This window comes from Shewanella sp. OMA3-2 (assembly GCF_021513195.1).
Classification (GTDB): domain Bacteria; phylum Pseudomonadota; class Gammaproteobacteria; order Enterobacterales; family Shewanellaceae; genus Shewanella.
Genome location: NZ_CP090974.1, coordinates 4,057,554 through 4,078,552, shown reverse-complemented (window position 1 = coordinate 4,078,552; position 20,999 = coordinate 4,057,554). Strand labels below are relative to the sequence as shown.

The 20,999-nt window shown below is 40.7% G+C and carries 21 protein-coding genes and 1 pseudogene; 16 read left to right on the top strand and 6 right to left on the bottom strand.

Annotated features, from left to right (window positions below; translation table 11 throughout):
• The first annotated feature begins 276 nt into the window (after window positions 1-276).
• Window positions 277-732, top strand: coding sequence for a Zn(2+)-responsive transcriptional regulator (gene zntR / locus L0B17_RS18020; RefSeq protein ID WP_235086693.1), 456 nt, complete (start codon window positions 277-279; stop codon window positions 730-732).
• Window positions 733-837: 105 nt separating this feature from the next.
• Window positions 838-2,010 carry an SO_0444 family Cu/Zn efflux transporter gene (locus L0B17_RS18015; RefSeq protein WP_235086692.1) on the top strand — a complete coding sequence of 391 codons (1,173 nt, stop codon included), beginning with the start codon at window positions 838-840 and terminating at the stop codon, window positions 2,008-2,010.
• 541 nt (window positions 2,011-2,551) lie between these two features.
• Here L0B17_RS18015 and L0B17_RS18010 read toward each other — a convergent pair.
• Together L0B17_RS18010 and L0B17_RS18140 are read right to left on the bottom strand one after the other, a co-directional pair.
• On the bottom strand, window positions 2,552-3,307 hold the full coding sequence (locus tag L0B17_RS18010; protein WP_235086690.1) for a S1/P1 nuclease: 756 nt from the start codon (window positions 3,305-3,307) through the stop codon (window positions 2,552-2,554).
• Between the two features lie 326 nt (window positions 3,308-3,633).
• Entirely contained in the window at window positions 3,634-3,759 is a 126-nt protein-coding gene (locus L0B17_RS18140; protein WP_264177950.1) for a hypothetical protein, read from the bottom strand.
• Between the two features lie 264 nt (window positions 3,760-4,023).
• Here L0B17_RS18140 and L0B17_RS18005 point away from each other — a divergent pair, with 264 nt between their 5' ends.
• The 4 genes from L0B17_RS18005 to L0B17_RS17990 all read left to right on the top strand — a co-directional run bounded on the left by L0B17_RS18005 (window position 4,024) and on the right by L0B17_RS17990 (window position 6,541).
• Entirely contained in the window at window positions 4,024-4,476 is a 453-nt protein-coding gene (locus tag L0B17_RS18005; protein WP_235086688.1) for a GNAT family N-acetyltransferase, read from the top strand.
• 11 nt (window positions 4,477-4,487) lie between these two features.
• Window positions 4,488-4,805: a putative quinol monooxygenase gene (locus tag L0B17_RS18000; protein ID WP_235086686.1), complete on the top strand. Its 318-nt coding sequence runs from the start codon at window positions 4,488-4,490 to the stop codon at window positions 4,803-4,805.
• 356 nt (window positions 4,806-5,161) lie between these two features.
• Window positions 5,162-6,043, top strand: a complete 882-nt coding sequence (locus L0B17_RS17995; protein ID WP_235089928.1) for a radical SAM protein — start codon at window positions 5,162-5,164, stop codon at window positions 6,041-6,043.
• A gap of 42 nt (window positions 6,044-6,085) precedes the next feature.
• Complete coding sequence (locus L0B17_RS17990) at window positions 6,086-6,541, top strand: GNAT family N-acetyltransferase (RefSeq protein ID WP_235086684.1); 456 nt, start codon at window positions 6,086-6,088, stop codon at window positions 6,539-6,541.
• 22 nt (window positions 6,542-6,563) lie between these two features.
• Here the strand turns inward: L0B17_RS17990 and L0B17_RS17985 are convergent, their stop codons facing one another.
• Together L0B17_RS17985 and L0B17_RS17980 are read right to left on the bottom strand one after the other, a co-directional pair.
• Window positions 6,564-6,761, bottom strand: coding sequence for a helix-turn-helix transcriptional regulator (locus tag L0B17_RS17985; RefSeq protein ID WP_235086682.1), 198 nt, complete (start codon window positions 6,759-6,761; stop codon window positions 6,564-6,566).
• On the bottom strand, window positions 6,758-7,180 hold the full coding sequence (locus tag L0B17_RS17980; RefSeq protein ID WP_235086680.1) for a hypothetical protein: 423 nt from the start codon (window positions 7,178-7,180) through the stop codon (window positions 6,758-6,760). Before L0B17_RS17980 ends, L0B17_RS17985 begins: the two co-directional genes overlap by 4 nt.
• Window positions 7,181-7,757: 577 nt before the next feature.
• Here L0B17_RS17980 and L0B17_RS17975 point away from each other — a divergent pair.
• The 4 genes from L0B17_RS17975 to udp all read left to right on the top strand — a co-directional run bounded on the left by L0B17_RS17975 (window position 7,758) and on the right by udp (window position 12,030).
• Window positions 7,758-8,926, top strand: a protein-coding gene (locus tag L0B17_RS17975; protein ID WP_235086679.1) for an IS3 family transposase whose coding sequence is annotated in 2 segments (ribosomal slippage) — window positions 7,758-8,004 and window positions 8,004-8,926 — 1,170 coding nt in all. Because the reading frame shifts where the segments join, the coding sequence is not laid out codon by codon here.
• 122 nt (window positions 8,927-9,048) lie between these two features.
• Entirely contained in the window at window positions 9,049-9,525 is a 477-nt protein-coding gene (locus L0B17_RS17970; RefSeq protein WP_235086677.1) for a hypothetical protein, read from the top strand.
• Between the two features lie 315 nt (window positions 9,526-9,840).
• Window positions 9,841-11,016 carry a type III PLP-dependent enzyme gene (locus L0B17_RS17965; RefSeq protein WP_235086676.1) on the top strand — a complete coding sequence of 392 codons (1,176 nt, stop codon included), beginning with the start codon at window positions 9,841-9,843 and terminating at the stop codon, window positions 11,014-11,016.
• Between the two features lie 258 nt (window positions 11,017-11,274).
• Window positions 11,275-12,030, top strand: coding sequence for a uridine phosphorylase (gene udp / locus L0B17_RS17960; protein WP_235086674.1), 756 nt, complete (start codon window positions 11,275-11,277; stop codon window positions 12,028-12,030).
• Window positions 12,031-12,157: 127 nt separating this feature from the next.
• Here udp and L0B17_RS17955 read toward each other — a convergent pair whose 3' ends face one another.
• Window positions 12,158-12,907: an ion channel protein Tsx gene (locus L0B17_RS17955; RefSeq protein ID WP_235086672.1), complete on the bottom strand. Its 750-nt coding sequence runs from the start codon at window positions 12,905-12,907 to the stop codon at window positions 12,158-12,160.
• 235 nt (window positions 12,908-13,142) lie between these two features.
• Here L0B17_RS17955 and L0B17_RS17950 point away from each other — a divergent pair, with 235 nt between their 5' ends.
• From L0B17_RS17950 to L0B17_RS17935, 4 genes are all read left to right on the top strand, one after another.
• Entirely contained in the window at window positions 13,143-13,598 is a 456-nt protein-coding gene (locus L0B17_RS17950) for an NfeD family protein (RefSeq protein WP_235086671.1), read from the top strand.
• A 52-nt stretch (window positions 13,599-13,650) separates the two neighbouring features.
• A complete protein-coding gene (locus L0B17_RS17945; protein WP_235086669.1) occupies window positions 13,651-14,601 on the top strand; it encodes an SPFH domain-containing protein in 951 nt (316 codons plus the stop codon).
• Window positions 14,601-15,539 (top strand): SPFH domain-containing protein, encoded by a 939-nt coding sequence (locus L0B17_RS17940; RefSeq protein ID WP_235086668.1) that lies wholly within the window; start codon window positions 14,601-14,603, stop codon window positions 15,537-15,539. Before L0B17_RS17945 ends, L0B17_RS17940 begins: the two co-directional genes overlap by 1 nt.
• A gap of 142 nt (window positions 15,540-15,681) precedes the next feature.
• Entirely contained in the window at window positions 15,682-16,695 is a 1,014-nt protein-coding gene (locus L0B17_RS17935) for an NADH:flavin oxidoreductase (protein WP_235086666.1), read from the top strand.
• Window positions 16,696-16,756: 61 nt separating this feature from the next.
• Here the strand turns inward: L0B17_RS17935 and L0B17_RS17930 are convergent, their stop codons facing one another.
• Window positions 16,757-17,632: a LysR family transcriptional regulator gene (locus tag L0B17_RS17930; protein ID WP_235086665.1), complete on the bottom strand. Its 876-nt coding sequence runs from the start codon at window positions 17,630-17,632 to the stop codon at window positions 16,757-16,759.
• A gap of 218 nt (window positions 17,633-17,850) precedes the next feature.
• Here L0B17_RS17930 and uvrD point away from each other — a divergent pair.
• Window positions 17,851-20,033 (top strand): annotated as a pseudogene (uvrD, locus tag L0B17_RS17925) (DNA helicase II).
• Between the two features lie 50 nt (window positions 20,034-20,083).
• Entirely contained in the window at window positions 20,084-20,905 is an 822-nt protein-coding gene (gene ubiA, locus L0B17_RS17920; RefSeq protein ID WP_235089927.1) for a 4-hydroxybenzoate octaprenyltransferase, read from the top strand.
• Window positions 20,906-20,999: the final 94 nt, after the last annotated feature.

Genomic DNA, 20,999 nt, shown 5'->3' with positions numbered 1-20,999 from the left:
AACTCAAAAGTGAATCTGTTTTGCCAAAGTGCCTCGGGGTTATTATTTGAACAAAATGTGCTGCTGTTTATTGTGATTATTATGAGTGCTGTTAGAGCGCGCGTATTTTACCGTAAACATCGAGGTTTGAGTGTTTTTTCTGCGTGATTTCACAATATTGAAATCCGAACAACACACAGGAAAATAAATGACCAGAAAACCCTTGACCTTGGATTAAACTCTAAGGTTTATACTTGGGCCATATGCAAAGTTTGCTTAGGGTAAAACGGGACGATTATGTATCGAATAGGCGAGTTAGCAAGTCAATGTGATATTAAGGCCGACACCTTACGTTTTTATGAAAAACACGGCTTGTTAGCACCATCAAGCCGTTCTGAGTCTGGCTATCGTTTATATAATAATGATGATGCCGCAAGATTACGGTTTATTCTACGCGCAAAAGCGGTGGGTTTTACCTTAAATGAGATTACTGAATTGTTATCAATTGAGCTAGATAAAGCCAATTGGGCCTGTGCGGATGTTAAGGGCATGGTAGATAATAAACTTGAACAGGTTGAAGCTAAAATTGCAGAGTTAACGCAATTTGCTAACTCATTACAAAGTTTATCAAATGCTTGCTGCGGTGGCCCTGATAGTGCGGAACATTGCAGCATTTTAGAAGCGTTAGAATCTGAAGATAAACAACTAAATGCCAGAAATGAAACTGCACATAAAGCGCATCAACATGGTTAAGCCTTCTTCGTTAGGATTGATCGCTGTTGTAAATAAGTTGACCGAAGTTTTTTAGTTGTACCTTGCTATATGCGGCTTTAATCAATTGCCGCTGGAGAAATCACTATGTTATTTGATAATTTTATTCAGTTATTCTTAGAGTCGGCCCCCTGGTTGCTGTTGGGGTTCGTGTTAGCTGGTTTGTTAAAAGTATTTGTCCCAATGGAGTGGATGCAAAAGCAGTTAGGGGGGCATGGTTTTAAAACCGTATTGAAAGCAGCTTTGTTAGGGGCGCCATTACCTTTATGTTCGTGTGGGGTTATTCCTGCCGCTGTTGGCTTGCGCCGTTCTGGTGCATCAAAAGCCGCCACAACATCATTTTTAGTTTCAACGCCTGAAACCGGTGTCGATTCTGTGACTGTATCTTACGTACTATTGGGCCCTTTTATGGCAATAGTGCGGCCGATAGCTGCAATAATCAGTGCGGTAGTGGCGGGTTTATTGGTGGGACGTGATGAAGTCGTTAACAAGCCAAGCTGTTGCTCATCGTCTTCACAAGCAACTCAAGCAAAAGATGTACATGCTGAGTCTGTGGCATCAGCTGTGTCAACTGAGCCAGCTAAAAGTTGTTGCAGTACGCAAGCTAGCGCTAAAGCAGACGTTGTTGAGACAGCAGAGAGCTGCTGCGCATCAACAAAAGACATGGCAACAGAGTTAAAGCAGCAATCTATATTGAGTCGTGTTGGTTCAGGGCTTCATTATGCTGCTACTGATCTTGTGCGCGACACCACCCTATGGTTATTAGTGGGGTTATTTTTTGCTGCTTTAGTGCAAACTTATGTTCCTGGTGATTTTTTAGCAAAATGGGGCGATGGTATATTAGCTATGCTAGTGATGGTACTGGTGTCTGTACCTATGTATATATGTGCGACGGCTTCAACGCCGATAGCCGCAGGGTTATTGTTAGCTGGTGTATCACCCGGTGCGGTTCTGGTGTTTATGATGGCAGGCCCTGCAACCAATATTGCCACATTAGGTGTCGTGAGTAAGGAGTTAGGTAAGCGTGCATTACTGGGCTACCTTGGTGGAGTAATCGGTGTGGCATTAGTTTCTGGCATGGTTGTTAACTATTTAGTGGCCACTTTTGGATTTGAAGTTATGCCACAAATTGGGCATGAACACGAGTTATTACCACAAGGTGTAGTCGCGATATCTGGCATAGTACTGGCCATTTTAATGGCAAAAGTATTATGGGATAAGCTGCCTAAAAAACAGAAAGATCAAAGCTGCTGCTCTTAAGTTCACACAAGTTAAATGAAGCTGATATTAAGCTAAGTTGAGCAGGTTAACTTAGCTTTTATTGGCTATTTATTGAGTTAATAAGCGGTATTGATGGCACAAGATGTAATACCGCAAATATATCTCATTAGGCCGATAGCGCATTGAAATAGATGTTATCAGCCTACTTTTGTCTTAGTTTACGCTAAGGCCTCTCTTTCCTGCTCTTACTAGTGGCTATGTTGCGTTTAATACTGACGGTAAAGTCGATTTTGTAGCGGGTTGTATGGTGTGTCGTAACAATGTGGCACGCGATGTTGCTCCTGATGTTATTCTACATAAAGCGTCGATAACGCAGTAAAAATGGCCAGCAAACGCTGCCCGAAGGGTTCGGCTAAAAACGTTTTACTCTTTGTTGAATGCATCTTTGTGAATAAAGAGTTGCTTAGATGACTAGGCGTCAATCCATTCGCCTCAATTAAAACGTTGTTAACTCGAACAAAATTCAACCAGCAAAGATCAACAGCCCCTCACCTAGACTCCCATATTTTATGTTTAAAGTTTATTGAATGAATATCAAATTTAACCGTTCTGCTAACCGAATACCTGCTTGCTGTAATCTCAGCTCAATAAGAGGCAAATTAGTGGCTTCATAATCAGCCCCTAACTCTAATTCCGCAGCAGGATTTATCGCTAATAGATAAGCATTTGTGCGTAACACTTTAGATTCGTCTGCCCATTGATAATAATTTTTACCTGTCCAAGCACGTTTTTGCTCTGGGGTAATATTAGCCAATAAGCGAGTATATTCAGCAAGATTAAGTTGCTGGTGGGCTAACAGTTTACTGTCCCATACAGAATGTAAATTGCTGTCTTTACCAAACCAGGTCAATTTAACCCTATTACCACCCTGGTCGTGACGATAACCCACATGCAAAGGTTGATGTATGTCACCGATAAAATGCACGTAAAAGGCGAGTGCTTGCCATTTCTTTGTCGGTGTTGTGTGCGGGTCTGACAATACTTTTTCAAAATGCGCTAGACTGCTTAGAATGTCGCCGTTTGGCATCCGCTTCACAGTGCTCCAATTTTCATGGTCAGCAATAGAAATGTAATGCCAAGGGGCAGTATATCGCCATTTAGGCTTTGACCGTATTTCATCAGCCCAAGTGGACATTTGTGCCAAGGATTTACCCTGAGTGAATTTATGTACATTTTTAGCTGCGTTTTCAGATAGATTATCTTCGGCTATTTGGCCAATAATTTGATGGCCTAATCTGCCAAACGCCGCAGCAGTTTGGCTATTGAATATAGACAAAACTAAACCTATACAGAGCAAGGGGGCTATCAAGTTCATTGAATTCTTTTTCATCTGGTTATGACCATATTCAATGGCGTGCACTCATCGTGAGTTCCTGGGGATATCACAACAGTCATCATTAGCGTCATTAGCGACATTATGTAATGTGTTAATAATATATTGGTTTATGGAATGGCATTATGCAAAGTTACAGCGGAAATGGCGTGTTACAGAGGCTTGCTTGGGTAGTGTTTGTGAATTTGAGATAGAAAGGTTTAAAGTGACACAAACAAAAATACCGAGCGATGCTCGGTATTTCTTATGGTAGGCATTTATAACAAGATTTATTTTGCTTTAGAAACGATACCTGATGATGGCGCATTTTTTGATTGCTTAACTGCACGTTTTTCTTTTAACGACAGTAGTGGCTGCTTTTTGGATTCTTTAGAATTATTGCGTTCTTTGCTCATGTTGCACTCCAAAAAAAGTAGAATATACAAATACGAAACCATTTAATTAGGATTAAGAAACCGTTGTGCTTAACCCAGTTCGTAAAAGTAGCGTAGCACTAATTCGGTTAGTTTCAACTAGGGACCTTATATAATATTTTCATCTAGCATTAGCGTTATTTGTGCTATCAATTTGGCATAGAAACTGCCAAGTTGGTACCTGAGATAAGAATGTGTAAGTAATGCTACAATATGGCCAAATTATAGAGCATAAAGGAGTATAAAGTGATTTCGCGCAGCCTAAGATTTGAACAATTAACCCGAGATGAGCTCTACGAAATACTTAAGTTGCGAGTTGATGTTTTTGTGGTTGAGCAAAACTGCCCATATCCTGAATTGGACGAGAAAGATCGACACCCACAAACCCAGCACATGGTTATAGAGGATAGAGACGGACACTTAGTCGCGTATTGTCGTATTTTGCCACCGGGATTAAGTTACCCGCAAGCCAGTATTGGTCGCGTTGTTGTCGCCGTTAGTCATCGCAAACAGGGGGTGGCTGAGTCATTAATGCTACAGGCATTGCCAAAAGCATTGGCGTATTGGCCTAATGCCGGGGTGCAAATTGGCGCACAAGAACACCTACAAAATTTTTATCAACGCCTTGGTTTTATTCGTCACTCTAAGGTTTATTTAGAAGATGGGATCCCACATGTCGATATGCTCTATCAATCTTAAAGGAAATGTTAATGTCTGATTATGTAATCAATAACACTCAGTTAGTATGTGTCGCACAATTTGTTGCCAAAACAGGGAAGCGAGATGCATTGGTGGCGGCGTTAGCAGCGTTGATACCTGATACGCGTAAAGAGCTAGGCTGTATTCGTTATGAATTAAACATTAGTGTAGATGATGATAATAAAGTGGCTTTTGTGGAAAAGTTTGTTGATCGTGCCGCATTTGACAAACACTGTGAAAAACAGGCTATTCAACATTACTTTCATAATGTAATGCCAGAGTTAGTCGAATCTCATCATGTTGAAGTCTTTAATCAGGTTATTGTGTGATTTTCTGTAAATAAAAGAGTGGCTGGCCACTCTTTTTAAAATCCATTAATGGATTGCTCGCAAGGAGATTTTTGGGGAGGTAAGTGGTAAAGGCGAGTGTTGCTCAGCAATTGTGTGACCCCAAGGTTCATTCTTTGCTAAGGGGCTTATCGGTGCTCACTGATCTCTAACGCGGTTTGATCCATCTTGTACCTCATATATTTACATTTCTTTGTGAGATAAAATAATCAACTAACCAATTGATTAAATAAGTATAAAAACAAAAAATTAATAATAGTACTTTTTATGACAAATTATGATGTATGTCATAAATCAAGTGTAATAAAGTGCACTTTAAATCAATATTAAGGGGTGTGATCTTGTTAAATTATATCGAACCTGTGTTTAGGCCACCGTCCGAATGGAAGTCATTAATTTTACAGGTGACTAATGGATGTAGTTGGAATAACTGCACTTTTTGCGACATGTATACTCAGCCGCAAAAGCAGTTTAGGGCGCAGAAATTAGATAAAATAGAGCAAGACATTTTACTTGCTGCTGAATCTGGTTATCCAATCAGTCGGGTGTTTTTGGCTGATGGTGATGCGATGAGCTTACCATTTAATCGCTTAAAAGCCATGTGTGAATTAATTAATACCCATCTTCCATCTGTAACTCGTATTAGCAGTTATTGTTTACCGCGTAATTTAAAAAATAAAACGGTTGAACAGTTAGCTGAGTTGCGTCGAATGGGTTTATCTTTACTTTATGTCGGTTGTGAAAGTGGTGATGATGAAGTGCTGACCCGTATTGAGAAGGGCGAGGATTACCAGTCTTCACTTGAAGCTCTTCACAAAATCAAGCAAGCGGGAATGAAATCGTCAGTAATGATTTTAATGGGATTGGGTGGGGTAAAACTATCGCAACAACATGCCATTGCCTCGGCTAAGCTAATGAATGAAACCCAACCAGATTATCTGTCTACTTTAGTGGTCACTTTACCATTAGGTACTGAGCGAATGGATGCGGCATTTGATGGTAAATTCGAGTTACCTAATCAACATGGTTTATTGACTGAAATGCATACTTTGCTAAGCCATCTTGAGTTAACTAAAACGATTTTTAGATCTGATCATGCATCAAATTATTTAGTGCTTAAAGGCGTGTTAGGTAAAGACAAATCTCAGCTAGTCACCCAAGTTACTCAAGCATTACAAGGTATGGTGCCATTAAGACAAGAATGGCAACGAGGCTTGTAAAATGATTGCGATGCAGCTTAGATAAAAGGAATTGTGATTTATATGGATATTCGGATTGATGACTTATCAGGCATAGAAATAGCTGCACTGTTAGAAGAGCATTTGCAGGATATGTACGCAACCTCTCCAGCAGAATCCGTTCATGCATTAGACCTATCAAAACTGCGTCAGCCTAATATTATTTTTTGGACTATTTGGCACAATGGCCAACTTGCAGGATGTGGCGCATTAAAGCAGCTTAGTTCATTGCATGCGGAGGTTAAATCGATGCGCGTGGCTCATGCCCATAGACGCAAAGGCGTTGCAGCAAAGTTGCTGCAACATATGTTAGATTTCGCAAAAGTGAACGGATATCAACAGTTGAGTTTAGAAACCGGTACAATGGCGTTTTTTGAACCCGCCAGACAATTGTACGCAGGTTTTGGATTTACGCTGGGCGAAAATTTTGCCGATTACCCGTTAGACCACCACAGCCTGTTTATGCATAAATACCTTTAATTGAATCTAAGCTAAGACGTCATTAGTTTGGTTCATCGATAAAAATATCTTCTATTCTTAAGTCAAACAATCGAGCGGCTTTGAATGCTAATGGTAAGCTGGGATCAAACTTACCTTTTTCAATCGCATTAATGGTTTGTCGCGACACATTCAATAAATCAGCTAACTGAGCTTGGGTTAAGTTCCGTTCAGCACGTAGCACTTTTAAACGATTGTTCATCGGTATTTTCTATTCCCCAATATTATGCCAATTAAGTAAGTCAGTCCCATCACAATAACAAGATGGGATATTTCAGCGTGAGTCTTAATCAGATTTGTCGTATATAAGGTTGAATAGCTAATCCCTATGATAAGACCTATGCCTAAGCTTAACCCCATAGCATTGAGTTGAATCTTTTGCTGAAGCTCATCTAAGTCGGTTAAATGTTGTTTATTAGCTATTATCATCCCTATACCAATCAGGAAGTTAAGACTTATTGTGATAACAGTTATCCATTGGTTTTGTTGCCAAATAAATTGAGCACCAAAAGAGGCTAATGCTAAAGATAGTACCCATGCAGCCGTCCATTTAGCGAGTCGTTTAGTGTTGATGTGGTTACGTTGTTTCCAATCTGTATTAGTTGAATCAAGTACTTTCATCTTAATTTCCTTTTCACGTTAGCTTATCTTAATGTAAAGCAAGCTTTACCTTAATATGGGCAAATAAATGGCAAGTGTCAAGTCTAGTTTACTTTTTGTCATCAACTTAAGTCTTTCTACTATGAATCATAAAAAGCACAATATAAAGTAACTCGTTGTAGTGGCAGTCATATTGGAGGTTAACCGCTGTGATGCTGTATTGCAGAATGTGAAACCTTTTGCTGGGCATCAAGTCGTGATGTTGGTCTGTTTTAATCTCAGCCGACGTTTGAGCTGTTTTGAGCCATGTCACAGCTTGTTGACGAGTTTTATAAACACTCTCTTGATTAGGATAGAATGAATATTTTCTTAGTAATGTAACTAACCTGAACTCGGGATAATAAAAGGTTTTCAAACAGCCCTTTGTCTCGCTAACTGCGTTGAATGAACTTGCAATAGGCTAGTTATTGACGCGTTAATTCGCCTTATTTAGCAAAACAAATGATAAGTTTGAAATATTTTAACCCTAATGCTTTGACGTGGTTTAATTGATACGACTAACCCAGTTAAGACATAATTGATTTAACTGGAGATTCAAATGAAAACACGTAAATCCTATTCAAAAGAATTCAAGCTTGATGCCATTACACTGGTAAGAGAGCAAAATTACAGTATTGCTGAAGCCGCTAGAAATTTAGAGGTGACTCCTCAACTGCTCGGCCGCTGGATAAAAGAAGCAGAAAATGATGATGGTCATGCATTTAGAGGCAACGGCAAGCTGACACCTGAGCAGGAAGAGATCCGCAAGCTAAAGGCACAAGTAAAGCGCTTAGAAATAGAGCGTGAAATATTAAAAAAAGCGACGGTCTTCTTTGCCAAAGAAACGAAGTGAAATACGCGTTTATTACCCAAAATAAGAAGATCTGGTCTGTGATATTAATGTGTCACGTGTTGGGTGTGAAAAACAATAATTACTACAGCTATCAAAAGCGGAAGTCTCAGTCACCTGTTGATACAGAGCATCAAGAGATGTTGCAGTGGGTTAAGGATATTGCCGAGTTTAGCGATAACACCTACGGACAAAGACGCATTCAAAAGGCATTGAATTCCCTTGATTACCCTGTTGGGCGTAGGAAAACATCGCAACTGATGAAAGAAGCAAACGTTTGGGTGCGCTATAAAAAGAAGTACAAAGCAACAACCAACAGCGACCACAAGAAGCCTATATATGAAAATGAGCTTGAACAGGATTTTGATGTTCAATGCGCCAATCAAGCGTGGGTTCAAGATATTACGTACATATGGACTGCTGAAGGATGGCTGTATTTAGCCGTCGTAATCGATCTCTATTCCCGTAAAGTTATTGGTTGGAGTATGGGCAGCAGAATGAAGGCACAACTCGTTTGTGATGCGCTCACAATGGCTATATGGCAACGAAAACCTAAAGCTGGATTGATAATACACTCAGATCAAGGTGTTCAATATGCGAGCCATCAATATAGACGAATACTGAGGCTGCATAAGTTTGTCGGCAGTATGAGTAAAAAAGGATGTTGTTGGGATAATGCAGTAGCTGAAAGCTTTTTCGGAAGCTTGAAGCAGGAACGAGTTCATTGGCGCAATTATCGAACACGCTATGCAGCTCAACAAGATGTCTTGAATTACATCACTATGTGGTACAACAGCCAACGGATGCATTCATACCTTAATTACCAAAGTCCCAATGAATTTGAGCGTACGGATAAGCCGTTAACAGAAGTGGCATAACGAACTTAACTAGGGTGACCGAATTCAGTTGACCAGGTCACTTTGATATTAAGCATTCTGTTTCCATCTCTTATCCCGAGTTCAGGTTAACTATTAATATCTTGCTTAGCTTGGAGCGAACTATGCAACATCGACTGTTAATGATCTGTTTTTTATTATCAACGTCTTTATTATCTACAGCTATAATTGCAGAACAATCACCACTAAAAGTAGGCGATATGCTTGCTGACATAAGCTTGCAAAACCAATTTGAAAAGCCACTTAAAGTGACATCAGAAACACAAGTATTATTGTTTAGTCGAGACATGGATGGTGGCGAGGTAGTGCAGGCTGCATTTGACGCAACACCTGAAAATCAGCGTCCTGCTAAGTTAATCTATGTCGCTGATCTCAGCGGTATGCCATCACTTATTGCACAGTTTATTGCAGTGCCCAAAATGCAAGACTATTCATTTATGTTAGGGTTAGATAGAGAAGGTGACATTACAGCTAGACTACCTGCTGAAAAAGATCAGGCAACTATCATCAAACTCAATCAATTAAAGGTGATATCAATTGAATATGCGCAGGACGCCCAATCACTGATGGCTCAGTGGTAATGACACGGTGAAAATTTAAATTTAGGTTAACCATTTGTTATTTTCGCCAATCTTTGGTTGAATAGGGATAGCAACTGGGATGTTTTAGTTAAAATTGTTTGTGATGTGGATAACTCCACAGCAGGAATGATCAATAGAGCCGCTGTCTGTTGGAATAAAAAGTTGCCTATAACGCATAAAAATTCGTTGCGTCACCACTTAAAATAGCGTCTACTTCGCTTGTTTTATTATATTGCCACAGCATATTTTTATGATGGTTTTTTGTTAAAACGTTGCCCAGTATTATTGCCCAACTATTAAGGAGGCACAGGCCTAATGAGCCAATTTCAATCTATTGATATCGCTGATTATTATGAAAAAGATACTTTCGCCCGTATTAAAGAATTTGCGAAAGATAAGCCGACACCCTTTGTCGTCATAGATACTCAGATCGTTGCTAAACAATTTGATGACATGGTCAACAGTTTTCCTTTTGCCAAAGTATATTATGCGGTGAAGGCTAACCCTGCAAAAGAAATTTTAACCTTGTTGCGTGACAGGGGATCAAGTTTCGATATCGCTTCTATTTATGAATTAGAAATGGTGACATCAATAGGTGTCAGCCCTGACCGTATAAGTTACGGCAACACCATTAAGAAACGTGTTGATGTACGATCTTTTTATGAGCAAGGAATTCGTATGTTTGCTTCTGACTCAGAAGCTGACTTACGCATGATTGCTGAAGAAGCACCAGGTGCAAAAGTGTATGTTCGTATTCTTACGGAAGGAACTCACACAGCAGATTGGCCTTTATCTCGTAAGTTTGGTTGTCAAAATGAAATGGCCTATGACTTATTGGTATTAGCCAAAGAGCTAGGCCTACAGCCCCACGGTATTTCTTTCCACGTTGGTTCTCAGCAACGCGATATTGGCGCATGGGATTCAGCGATTGGTAAAGTGAAGAGCATTTACGATCGTTTGCGTGAAGAGCACGGTATTGTGCTGAAAATGATCAACTTGGGCGGTGGTTTTCCAGCTAATTACATAGACAAAACTAACGAGTTAGCGACATATGCTCAGCAAATTAAGCATTTTTTGCATGAAGATTTTGGTGATGACTTACCCGAAATTATTCTTGAGCCAGGTCGTTCGCTGTTATCTAATGCTGGTGTATTGGTTTCAGAAATCGTGTTGATTTCACGTAAATCAACGACTGCACTTGAACGTTGGGTGTTCACTGATGTGGGTAAGTTTTCAGGTTTGATTGAAACCACTGACGAAGCGATTAAATTCCCTATCTATACCGATCGTACCGGTAAGTTAGATAAATGCGTTATTGCCGGACCAACATGTGACAGTGCTGATATTATGTATGAACATTACAGCTATGGTTTACCTGTTGATTTAGCGATTGGCGATCGCATGTACTGGTTAACTGCGGGTGCTTACACTACAACCTATTCAGCAGTCTCTTTTAATGGTTTCCCACCACTTAAAGATTACTATTTATAACGATAATTAGTATAAACACAATTAAAGGACGCTTCGGCGTCCTTTATTTTTAGCTTGAAACGAAGTAAATAAAATTTAGTTCCCTCAGTAAACCGCTATTTTACTTGACCACTTGTAGGTGATTCATTCATTACCGTTTAAAGACAATAATATCAGTGATAAATAATAATGTGATCCAGTTAACCTTTTCTGAGACAATACTACGGTACAGTTTATAAAACACAGCGTTTCATTATTAAAATAATATAGGGGTTCAGCATGTCTGACGTATTTCACTTAGGTTTAACCAAAAAAATGTTAGATGGCGCCACATTGGCAATCGTGCCAGGCGATCCAGAACGTGTTAAGCGTATTGCCGAATTAATGGATGGTGCTACTTTTCTTGCCAGTCATCGCGAATATACAAGCTATTTAGCCTATATCGATGGTAAACCTGTGGTTGTTTGTTCAACCGGTATTGGTGGCCCTTCAACATCTATCGCGGTTGAAGAGTTAGCACAATTAGGCGTTACCACATTCTTACGTGTAGGGACTACTGGCGCAATTCAACCGCATGTCAATGTTGGCGATGTTATTGTCACGCAAGCATCTGTGCGCTTAGACGGCGCAAGTTTACATTTTGCACCACTTGAATTTCCAGCAGCATCAAACTTTGACTGTACTACAGCAATGGTTGCCGCTTGCCGTGATGCCGGTGTTGAGCCACATGTTGGCATTACAGCATCATCTGATACTTTTTATCCAGGACAAGAGCGCTACGATACTGTGTCGGGCCGTATTACTCAGCGTTATGTCGGCTCAATGAAAGAATGGCAATCTATGGGGGTGTTGAACTACGAAATGGAATCAGCCACATTATTTACTATGTGTGCAACCCAAGGTTGGCGTGCAGCCTGTGTTGCCGGTGTAATTGTAAACCGCACTCAGCAGGAAATACCTAATGAAGCGACGATGAAGAAAACAGAAGTGAGTGCAATATCTATTGTGGTTGCCGCAGCGAGAAAGTTACTTTAGTACTGATTTTCATATTGAAGACGGATATTGAGATGTAAAAGGGCACTGTAGGTGCCCTTTGTCTTTTAGCGCGATGCAAATCGTGTAACTAAGCTATTTTGATTTTGAAAGTTAACTCGAATCTGAATTAGAAGTGATATTTAGTAATAACAGAGTAGGTATTTTGGTCAATCCCTTCTACGCCGTATTTATTCTGCCAATAGTCATATTCAAAACCGACTAAGAGTTTATTCTTTTTATGTTGGCCGAATAAAATTGCTCCTAAATCATATTTTATTTGTGGATTGAAATGGAAATTTTCTTGATAGCCGCCTTTATCAGCAACAAAAATCCAGTCAATAAAACCATCGACTACAATATTGGAATTGCCGACAGGGAAATCAATTCTAAACACAGGTGTGAATTGCCAGCCATCGCTGTTATTACCATTGCTCATGGCATTACGACGGTAGGTGTTTAGTTGAAAATAGCTAAAATAAGCAATATCAAAGTCAAGCCCGACACCGTAAAGAAAACTGGTTACCGGACCTCTGCCTTCCTCTAATGTCAGTGCCAACGATACATCTTTGATTGGGCCAAGATTAATCTTATTCCCTGAAATTTTTCCATAACTAAAGCGAGGAGAGATTTCACCATAGTTTGTTCTCTGCTGACCATTAGCGTCATGAAAATGGGTAAAATCTTGAAAGGCAAACCAATCGCCGTATTTCCATGCGCCCGCGGTTTCAACTGTGATAGTTGTTTGGGTCTCTGATGGTGCTAAATCATAGTTGTCACCATAAAGTGCAGTTGCACTAAAATCCCACCATTGCAACATGTCATCAGCAATAGCTGGTTGAGCGGCTAGTAGGGCTAAAGCGAGCCAGTTTTTATTCATTTAAATACCTTTATTTATTTTGCTATCAGAACACACATAAAAAAAATACCGATTGTGTGTTTAATTTTATAGGGTTAACGCAATATTTTACCTGAGTATAAATAAATTAGCATCGAAGGATACGTTTTTACTACAGGCTAAAAGTTGAGGTGCTGTTAGTTTGACATAATATGTCGCCATAAGGTAAAAGAGTTGATATAGTCTGATAACGAATACTCTAGGATAAGGAGTGAATATGACTTTTAGTGACCCAATTTCAATATGGGTAATACTGGGCATCGTGTTGATGCTAGCGGAAATTATTATTCCAGGCGGTATAGTAATCTTGCTGGGTACCGCATGCTTGTTAGTTGCTTTGGCACTTGCTGTTGGTATGGTTGAAGGTATTAGCCAAAGTTTAACCCTGTGGTTTATTGCCTCAATGGTAATGTTACTCAGTTTCCGCCATGTCACCCAAAAACTTGTCGGTGGTGACTCACATGTTGATAACACAGATGAAGAATTAGATTTGTACAATCAGATTGCGATTGTCAAGGAGCCGATTGGCCCTGGTCAGCAAACTGGCCGAGTGAGTTGTTTAGGATCAGATTGGACTGCACTTGGTGATGGTACTGAGATACAATCAGGCACTAAAGTTAGAATTATATGTCGGGATAACATTGCGTTAGTGGTTGAGCCTTTGGTGGAGTAGTACCTTCACTCAAATGCAAACGTCACTAGTGTAGAATCAAAAGGAAGAGAGTATGTTCACGTTTACCATAATATTTTTGTTCATCATGTTTATTTTATTTAAACTGATGTTGATAGTACCTATGCGCGAAGTGCATGTGATTGAGCGTTTAGGTAAGTTCCGCACTGTATTACAACCAGGTTTTCATTTTTTAGTCCCCTTTGTTGACCGAGTCGCCTACCGACATGATACCCGTGAGGAAGTACTTGATGTCCCTCCGCAAAGTTGTATTTCAAAAGATAACACTCAGTTAGAAGTTGATGGTTTAGTTTACTTAAAAGTCATGGACGGCAAACTGGCCAGTTACGGTATTGAAAACTATCGTAAAGCTGCGGTAAATCTTGCCCAAACCACCATGCGTTCTGAAATTGGTAAATTGACCTTGTCACAAACGTTTTCCGAGCGTGATAGCTTAAATGAATCAATTGTACGTGAAATCGATAAAGCGTCTGATCCCTGGGGCATTAAAGTGTTGCGCTATGAGATTAAAAATATTACTCCATCGCACCATGTAATCCATACGCTTGAAAAGCAAATGGAAGCCGAGCGCCGTAAACGTGCCGAAATTACCTTAGCTAATGCTGAAAAAGCCGCGATGATTAATATGTCTCAAGGTGAGCGCCAAGAAGCAATTAATTTATCTGAAGGTCAAAAACAAAAACGAATTAACGAAGCGATTGGTACCGGGCAAGAAATATCCATTATTGCCAATGCAAAAGCGGATGGCATGGAAATGATTTGTAAAGCATTAACCGTTAATGGCGGTAATGATGCGATGAACATGCTACTGAAAGAGCAGTTTATTGGCCAAGTTGGTAAGATTTTATCTGAAGCCCAAGTGTCAGTGGTGCCAGCCGAAATGGCAAAACTGGAAGGCTTTTTTGAAGGTATGGAACAGGTTACTCATGCGGTATCGGGTTCACAGTCACTGAATACTAAATCAGCAGCAAAAGGAGCGCGCTAATGATCTTAAATGGAATTGATCCCGATATTGCAGTGATGGCTATTTGGGGCATTATTTTTGTTATCTTCGTAATGAAGTTATTTCAATCTATTCGTTTAGTACCGACTAAGTCAGCTTGTATTGTAGAGCGTTTAGGTAAGTATCATTGTACTTTAGATGCAGGCTTTCACGCGCTAGTGCCATTTATTGATAAAGTGGCTTACGTACACGACTTGAAAGAAGAAACAATTGATGTGCCACCTCAGGAATGTTTTTCTAGCGATGAAGTGAATGTTGAAGTCGATGGGGTGATTTATATTTCTGTGACTGACCCTGTCAAAGCCAGTTACGGTATTACCGACTACCGTTATGCCGCGATTCAACTGGCGCAAACCACTACTCGTTCAGTGATTGGCACTTTAGATTTAGACCGTACGTTTGAAGAGCGTGATTTAATTTCCGCCAAAGTGGTACAAGTATTAGATGAAGCGGGCGCTATTTGGGGCATACGGGTACATCGATATGAAATTAAAAATATTACCCCACCGGAAACCGTGAAAAATGCCATGGAAATGCAAGTTAATGCTGAGCGTGAGCGCCGTGCATTATTAGCAAAAAGTGAAGGTGATAAGCAAAGTAAAATTAACCGTTCTGAAGGTGTGATGGCTGAAACCATTAACCGCTCAGAAGGTGAAATGCAGCGCCGCATCAATGAAGCCGAAGGTAAAGCCCAAGAGATCTTAACGTTAGCTAAAGCCACGTCTGAGTCAATTGAGCGCCTTGCACAAGTGATTTCTTCAGAAGGCGGTCAAAGTGCATTGCGGATGCAGCTAGGTGAGCAATACATGAAGCAGTTAGATGGGCTAACCAAGACTGATACTCGTATCGTATTACCAGGTAACTTAGTCAACTTTGAGTACTGGATGGACACGATAGGTTTGAAAGACGATAAGAAATGATTTTGTTGTTAAATTTTAAATCTTAAATCTAAAGCTAAAGCTAACAGCCTAAATGGGTCAGTATTTACTGGCCCATTTGCATTTTAACTTATGTGTTGTAGTCAGTTATACTGTCGGCAATTGAAGCCATTGATCTAAACTTATGAATCGTTTTTCCTCTTTATCGGTAGCAAACTCTTCCCTTAGTCATCACGTTTTAAAAAACCGCTTAGTTGTCGCGCCTATGGCTTCACAAACTGCTACCCTTGAGGGAATGGTTACTGAAAATACTCTGAAACATTATGCCAATCTTGCTCAATCTCAAGCCGGTTTGGTGATGGTTGAATATAGTTTTGTTGATGTGTCAGGCAAAAGCGAGCCTAATCAGTTGGGCGTGCATGATGATGCTTGTATTGAGGGTATAAAGGCTATTGCTGAGCTGATTCATCAAGCTGGCGCTAAAGCAGGCTTACAATTGACCCATTGTGGTGGTAAAGCACAACTTGATGTTTGCCCTCAATTAATGGCGCCATCGGGTATTACAGTGCCGGCACTTGACCGTGTGTTACCCACCCCTAGGGCAATGACCTTAAATGATATTAATACTTGGAAAAGACACTTTATTGAAGCGGCAATCAGAGTGGAGAAAGCCGGTTTTGATTACGTTGAGCTGCATTGTGCTCATGGCTATGGTTTAAATCAGTTCCTTTCGCCAGTCACTAATCAACGTGATGATCAATACGGTGGTTGTCAGCATAATCGTGCCAGACTGATTATTGAGATTATCGAGCAGATTAAGCAGCAGACTCAGCTAGCGATAATGATAAGAGTACCAGGACAAGATTTATATCCACACGGACTAACCCAAGCACAAATTGTTGAATCCTGTGGCTACTTTATTGATGCTGGAGTGGTTATTTTAGATATATCGTCGGGAATTGGTGGCTGGAACCGTCCCAAAGAACGTCGAGGTGAAGGCTACTTAGTCGAAGAGTCTGCTTATTTAAAACAAGCGGGGCTAAATGCCTGCATTATAGGTGTTGGCGGTATAGAAACAGGTGAATACATCGATCACGCTATCCAACATAGTTGGTTTGATTTAGCTGCGGTAGGCAGGGCTATTCTAAAAGGACCACAAACATTTGCAGAGCAAGTGATGAATCAAGCGATAGATTGACGCGTGGAAGCTTAGACTTAAAGGGTCACTATCTTAATCGTTATGACTAAATAGACGCTTATCAGCTTTTTAGCGGGCGACTCAGGTGTTCTACAAATGCTTTAGCGGCATTAGATAAGTGGGCGTCCTGGGGGTAAATTAATGTCAGATCAGTCAAGCCAGCGCTTAAGTCAGGTAACACATTTACTAGTTGCTTACTGTCTATGGCTTCATTAGCAATAGTTTGCGGTAACAGAGTTATCCCCGCGCCGCCTAAGCATAAATTATATAAAGAATTGTAATCACTGCAAATCACTTTGTGGTTAGCCTCAATGGAGGTTTGCTGAAACGTCCATTTATCTTCAACTAAGCCATTGGTGCTTCTAAACCCAAGCAAGGATTGATATTGTAAATCATCAATAGTCTCTATTACTGATGATTTTTCAAGGTAACTCGGGCTTGCATAAATCTTGCGTTCAAAACTGAGTAATGCCTGACTAATAAACTGGTTATCATGTTGTGGATTGACATCAATAACCATATCTAAATCTAATCTATGTATATCTTTATAACCGCCTGAAACCACCATGATATCTAATTGTACTTGTGGATAGGCGTGCACAAAGCTGGCGATTTTTTTATCTAACATTTTATCGACAAAAGGCAGTAAGCCGATGCGAACACGCCCTTGTATTTCGTTGTAGCGATTTTTGAAAATAAACGAGGCATTTTTTAATTGTTTAAGTAATGGGGCAACTTGCTCTAAATATAATTCACCGGAGGATGTGAGCGTCATCACGCGAGTTGTGCGGGTGAATAAAGGTGCGCCAAGTTGTTTTTCTAATTCAGCAATACGGCGACTGACTAAGGCACGGCGGGTATTCAATGATTCCGCAGCTTTAGCAAAACTGCCTTGTTCAGCTACCAAAATAAATAGCTCTAAATCATTGATGTTCAAATTAATATAACCCGCCTAGATAAATGAGCAATTATAGTAGTTTTAGTGTCCATTGTTGTCAATTTATCGGCTACTCAAGACTTCATAAGTGAGCGTTAGTTAGCCATTTTTGATTGTTTATAGGAAGTGAAGACTATATTGAGGCATAAATCCATGGGCTTTGATCGCATCTGATATCAGTTTGACGCTATAATGCGCGCAGATTTCTGGGAGGAAAAATGGACGTATCATCATTATTAGACGGCCTGAATGACAAGCAACGCGAAGCCGTAGGCGCACCTTTATCTAACATGCTGGTTTTAGCTGGCGCGGGTAGCGGTAAAACACGGGTGTTAACTCACCGTATTGCTTGGTTAATGCAGGTTGAACAGCAAAGTCCATATTCTATTCTAGCGGTGACTTTTACCAATAAAGCCGCAGCAGAAATGCGTGAGCGTGTTGAAAAAGTGGTTGGTAGCAATATGGGCCGTATGTGGATTGGTACTTTCCATGGTTTAGCCCATCGAATTTTACGTACCCATTTTCAAGACGCAAATTTACCGCAAACCTTTCAGATTATTGATTCAGACGATCAGCTAAGGCTATTAAAGCGTATTTTAAAAAGCCTCAACTTAGATGATAAGCAATACCCGCCAAGACAAGCTCAGGCTTATATTAATGGCAAAAAAGATCAAGGGTTAAGACCTAAGCACATTGATGCTGGTGGTTTTCCTATTGAGCAAAATCTGCTTAATATTTACAAAATATATCAAGAGTCCTGTGATCGCGCAGGCCTAGTTGATTTTGCTGAAATTTTATTGCGTGCCCATGAGCTATGGCTGAATAAACCGCATATTTTGGCGCACTATCAAGACAGGTTTCGCCATATTTTAGTGGATGAGTTTCAAGATACCAACGCGATTCAATATGCTTGGATCCGCGTACTCGCAGGCAACACGGCTAATGTGATGATTGTTGGTGATGACGATCAATCTATTTACGGCTGGCGTGGTGCCCAAATTGAAAACTTACATCGCTTCTTAAAAGACTTCCTGGCGCAGAAACTGTCCGCCTAGAGCAAAACTACCGCTCGACCGGCAATATTCTTAAAGCGTCTAACGATTTAATTGCTAATAACCCTGATCGTCTAGGCAAAAAGCTGTGGACCGAAGATAAAGATGGTGAGCCTATTTCAGTTTATTGTGCCTTCAATGAAATGGATGAAGCTAAGTTTATTGTCGGGCGCATTAATGATTGGCAAGAAAAGGGTGGCAGTTTAAGCGACTGCGCTATTTTATATCGCTCTAATGCCCAGTCTCGTGTGCTTGAAGAAGCCTTATTACATCGTGGGGTGGCTTACCGCATTTATGGCGGCTTACGCTTCTTTGATCGCCAAGAAATTAAAGATGCCATGGGTTACATGCGACTCATTAATAACAAAGATGATGATGCCGCCTTTGAACGTGTGGTGAATACGCCTACACGTGGCATAGGTGATCGCACCCTTGAAATTATGCGCTCAACCGCAAGACAGCAGCAATTAACTTTATGGCAGGCAAGTTTACGGTTATTGGAAGAAAAAGTACTGGCTGGTCGCGCCGCTAATGCCGTGCGTGGCTTTATGGACTTAATCATTAATATGCGCACCGATACCGCAGATATGTTGTTATATCGCATGACAGATACCGTGATTAATCAGTCTGGTTTACGGGCCATGTATGAAGCTGAAAAGGGCGAAAAAGCCCAAGCCCGTATAGAAAACTTAAACGAGCTAGTGACCGCAGCAAAAAGCTTTGAAATGCCAGAAGAGCTGGAAGATATGGGCGAATTAAATGCCTTTTTATCCCATGCCGCGTTAGAAGCTGGCGAAGGTCAAGCGGATGCCTTTACAGATGCGGTGCAATTAATGACCTTGCATTCAGCCAAAGGATTAGAGTTTCCAATGGTGTTTATGTCTGGGGTGGAAGAAGGGCTTTTTCCCAGCAAAATGGCATTAGATGAAGGCGATCGTTTAGATGAAGAACGTCGCCTTTGTTATGTGGGTATGACCCGTGCGATGACAAAACTGTATATTAGTTATGCCGAGTCCAGACGTATTTATGGCCGTGAAGATTATGCCCGTCCGTCTCGATTTATTAGTGAAATCCCTGAACAATACGTCGAGCAAATTCGACTTCGCGCCCAGGTGTCGCCGTCAATAAGTCAGCGTTTTCCTGCTCGTGGAACAAGTCCTACTTTTAGTCAGTCATCAGCGAATACCACAGGATTCAGTGTTGGCCAAAAAGTGAAACACTTTAAGTTCTCTGAAGGCGTGGTTACCAGCTTTGAAGGCACAGGTGAAAAAGCGCGAGTACAAGTTAACTTTCGCGACTTTGGTAGTAAATGGTTGCTGGTAAGTTTAGCTAAACTCGAAGCCTGTTAAGCAAGAAGGAACTTGATGTGAAACAAAAATTGCACGCTTATGCGCGCCTAATGCGCATTGACCGACCTATAGGAACCTTGCTGTTATTATGGCCGTGCTTGATGGCGCTGTTACTGGCCGCAAAGGGAATGCCAGATATTAAAGTGCTGGTTATCTTTATTGCTGGGGTGATTATTATGCGTGCGTGTGGCTGCATTATTAATGATTTTGCCGACCGCAAGTTAGATGCTCACGTGGAAAGGACTCAAAGCCGGCCACTGGTTTCAGGTGAGATTAGTGTAAAAGAAGCACTGACCTTATTTACTATTTTAGGCTTAGTGGCTTTTTCATTGGTGCTTTTGTTAAATACCTTAGTGGTGCAGCTGTCGGTTGTAGGTATCATTTTAACGGTTATGTACCCGTTTATGAAACGGGTCACTAACATGCCACAAATGTTCTTAGGCATTGTGTGGAGCTGGTCTATTCCTATGGCCTATGCGGCCCAGTTAGGCACTGTGCCTGTTGAAGCATGGTGGCTATTTATGGCCAATTGGTGCTGGACAGTGGCTTACGACACCATGTATGCCATGGTCGATAGGGATGATGATTTAAAAGTAGGCATTAAATCTACCGCCATTTTATTTGGCCGATATGACAGACAGTGGATTGGCTTGTTTCAGCTAGCCGCGCTGGGGTGTTTTATTATGGCGGGGTTATTAGCTGAACGTGGCTTAGTATATGCACTAGGCATTATCGCTTTTATCGGCTTCAGTTGTTATCAGCAATGGATGATTTATAGGCGGGAACGTGCAGCGTGTTTTAAAGCGTTTTTAAATAATAATTGGGCTGGCTTGGTATTGTTTTTAACCTTAAGTGCCGATTATTTGATTTAGTGTTATTAGCCGTTTTAAATACCAACAGTGTTAAGTATTAGCTGTTTCAAGCGTTAACTTTAAAAAGCTCGAAACCGCTGTTAAGCGGTTTTTT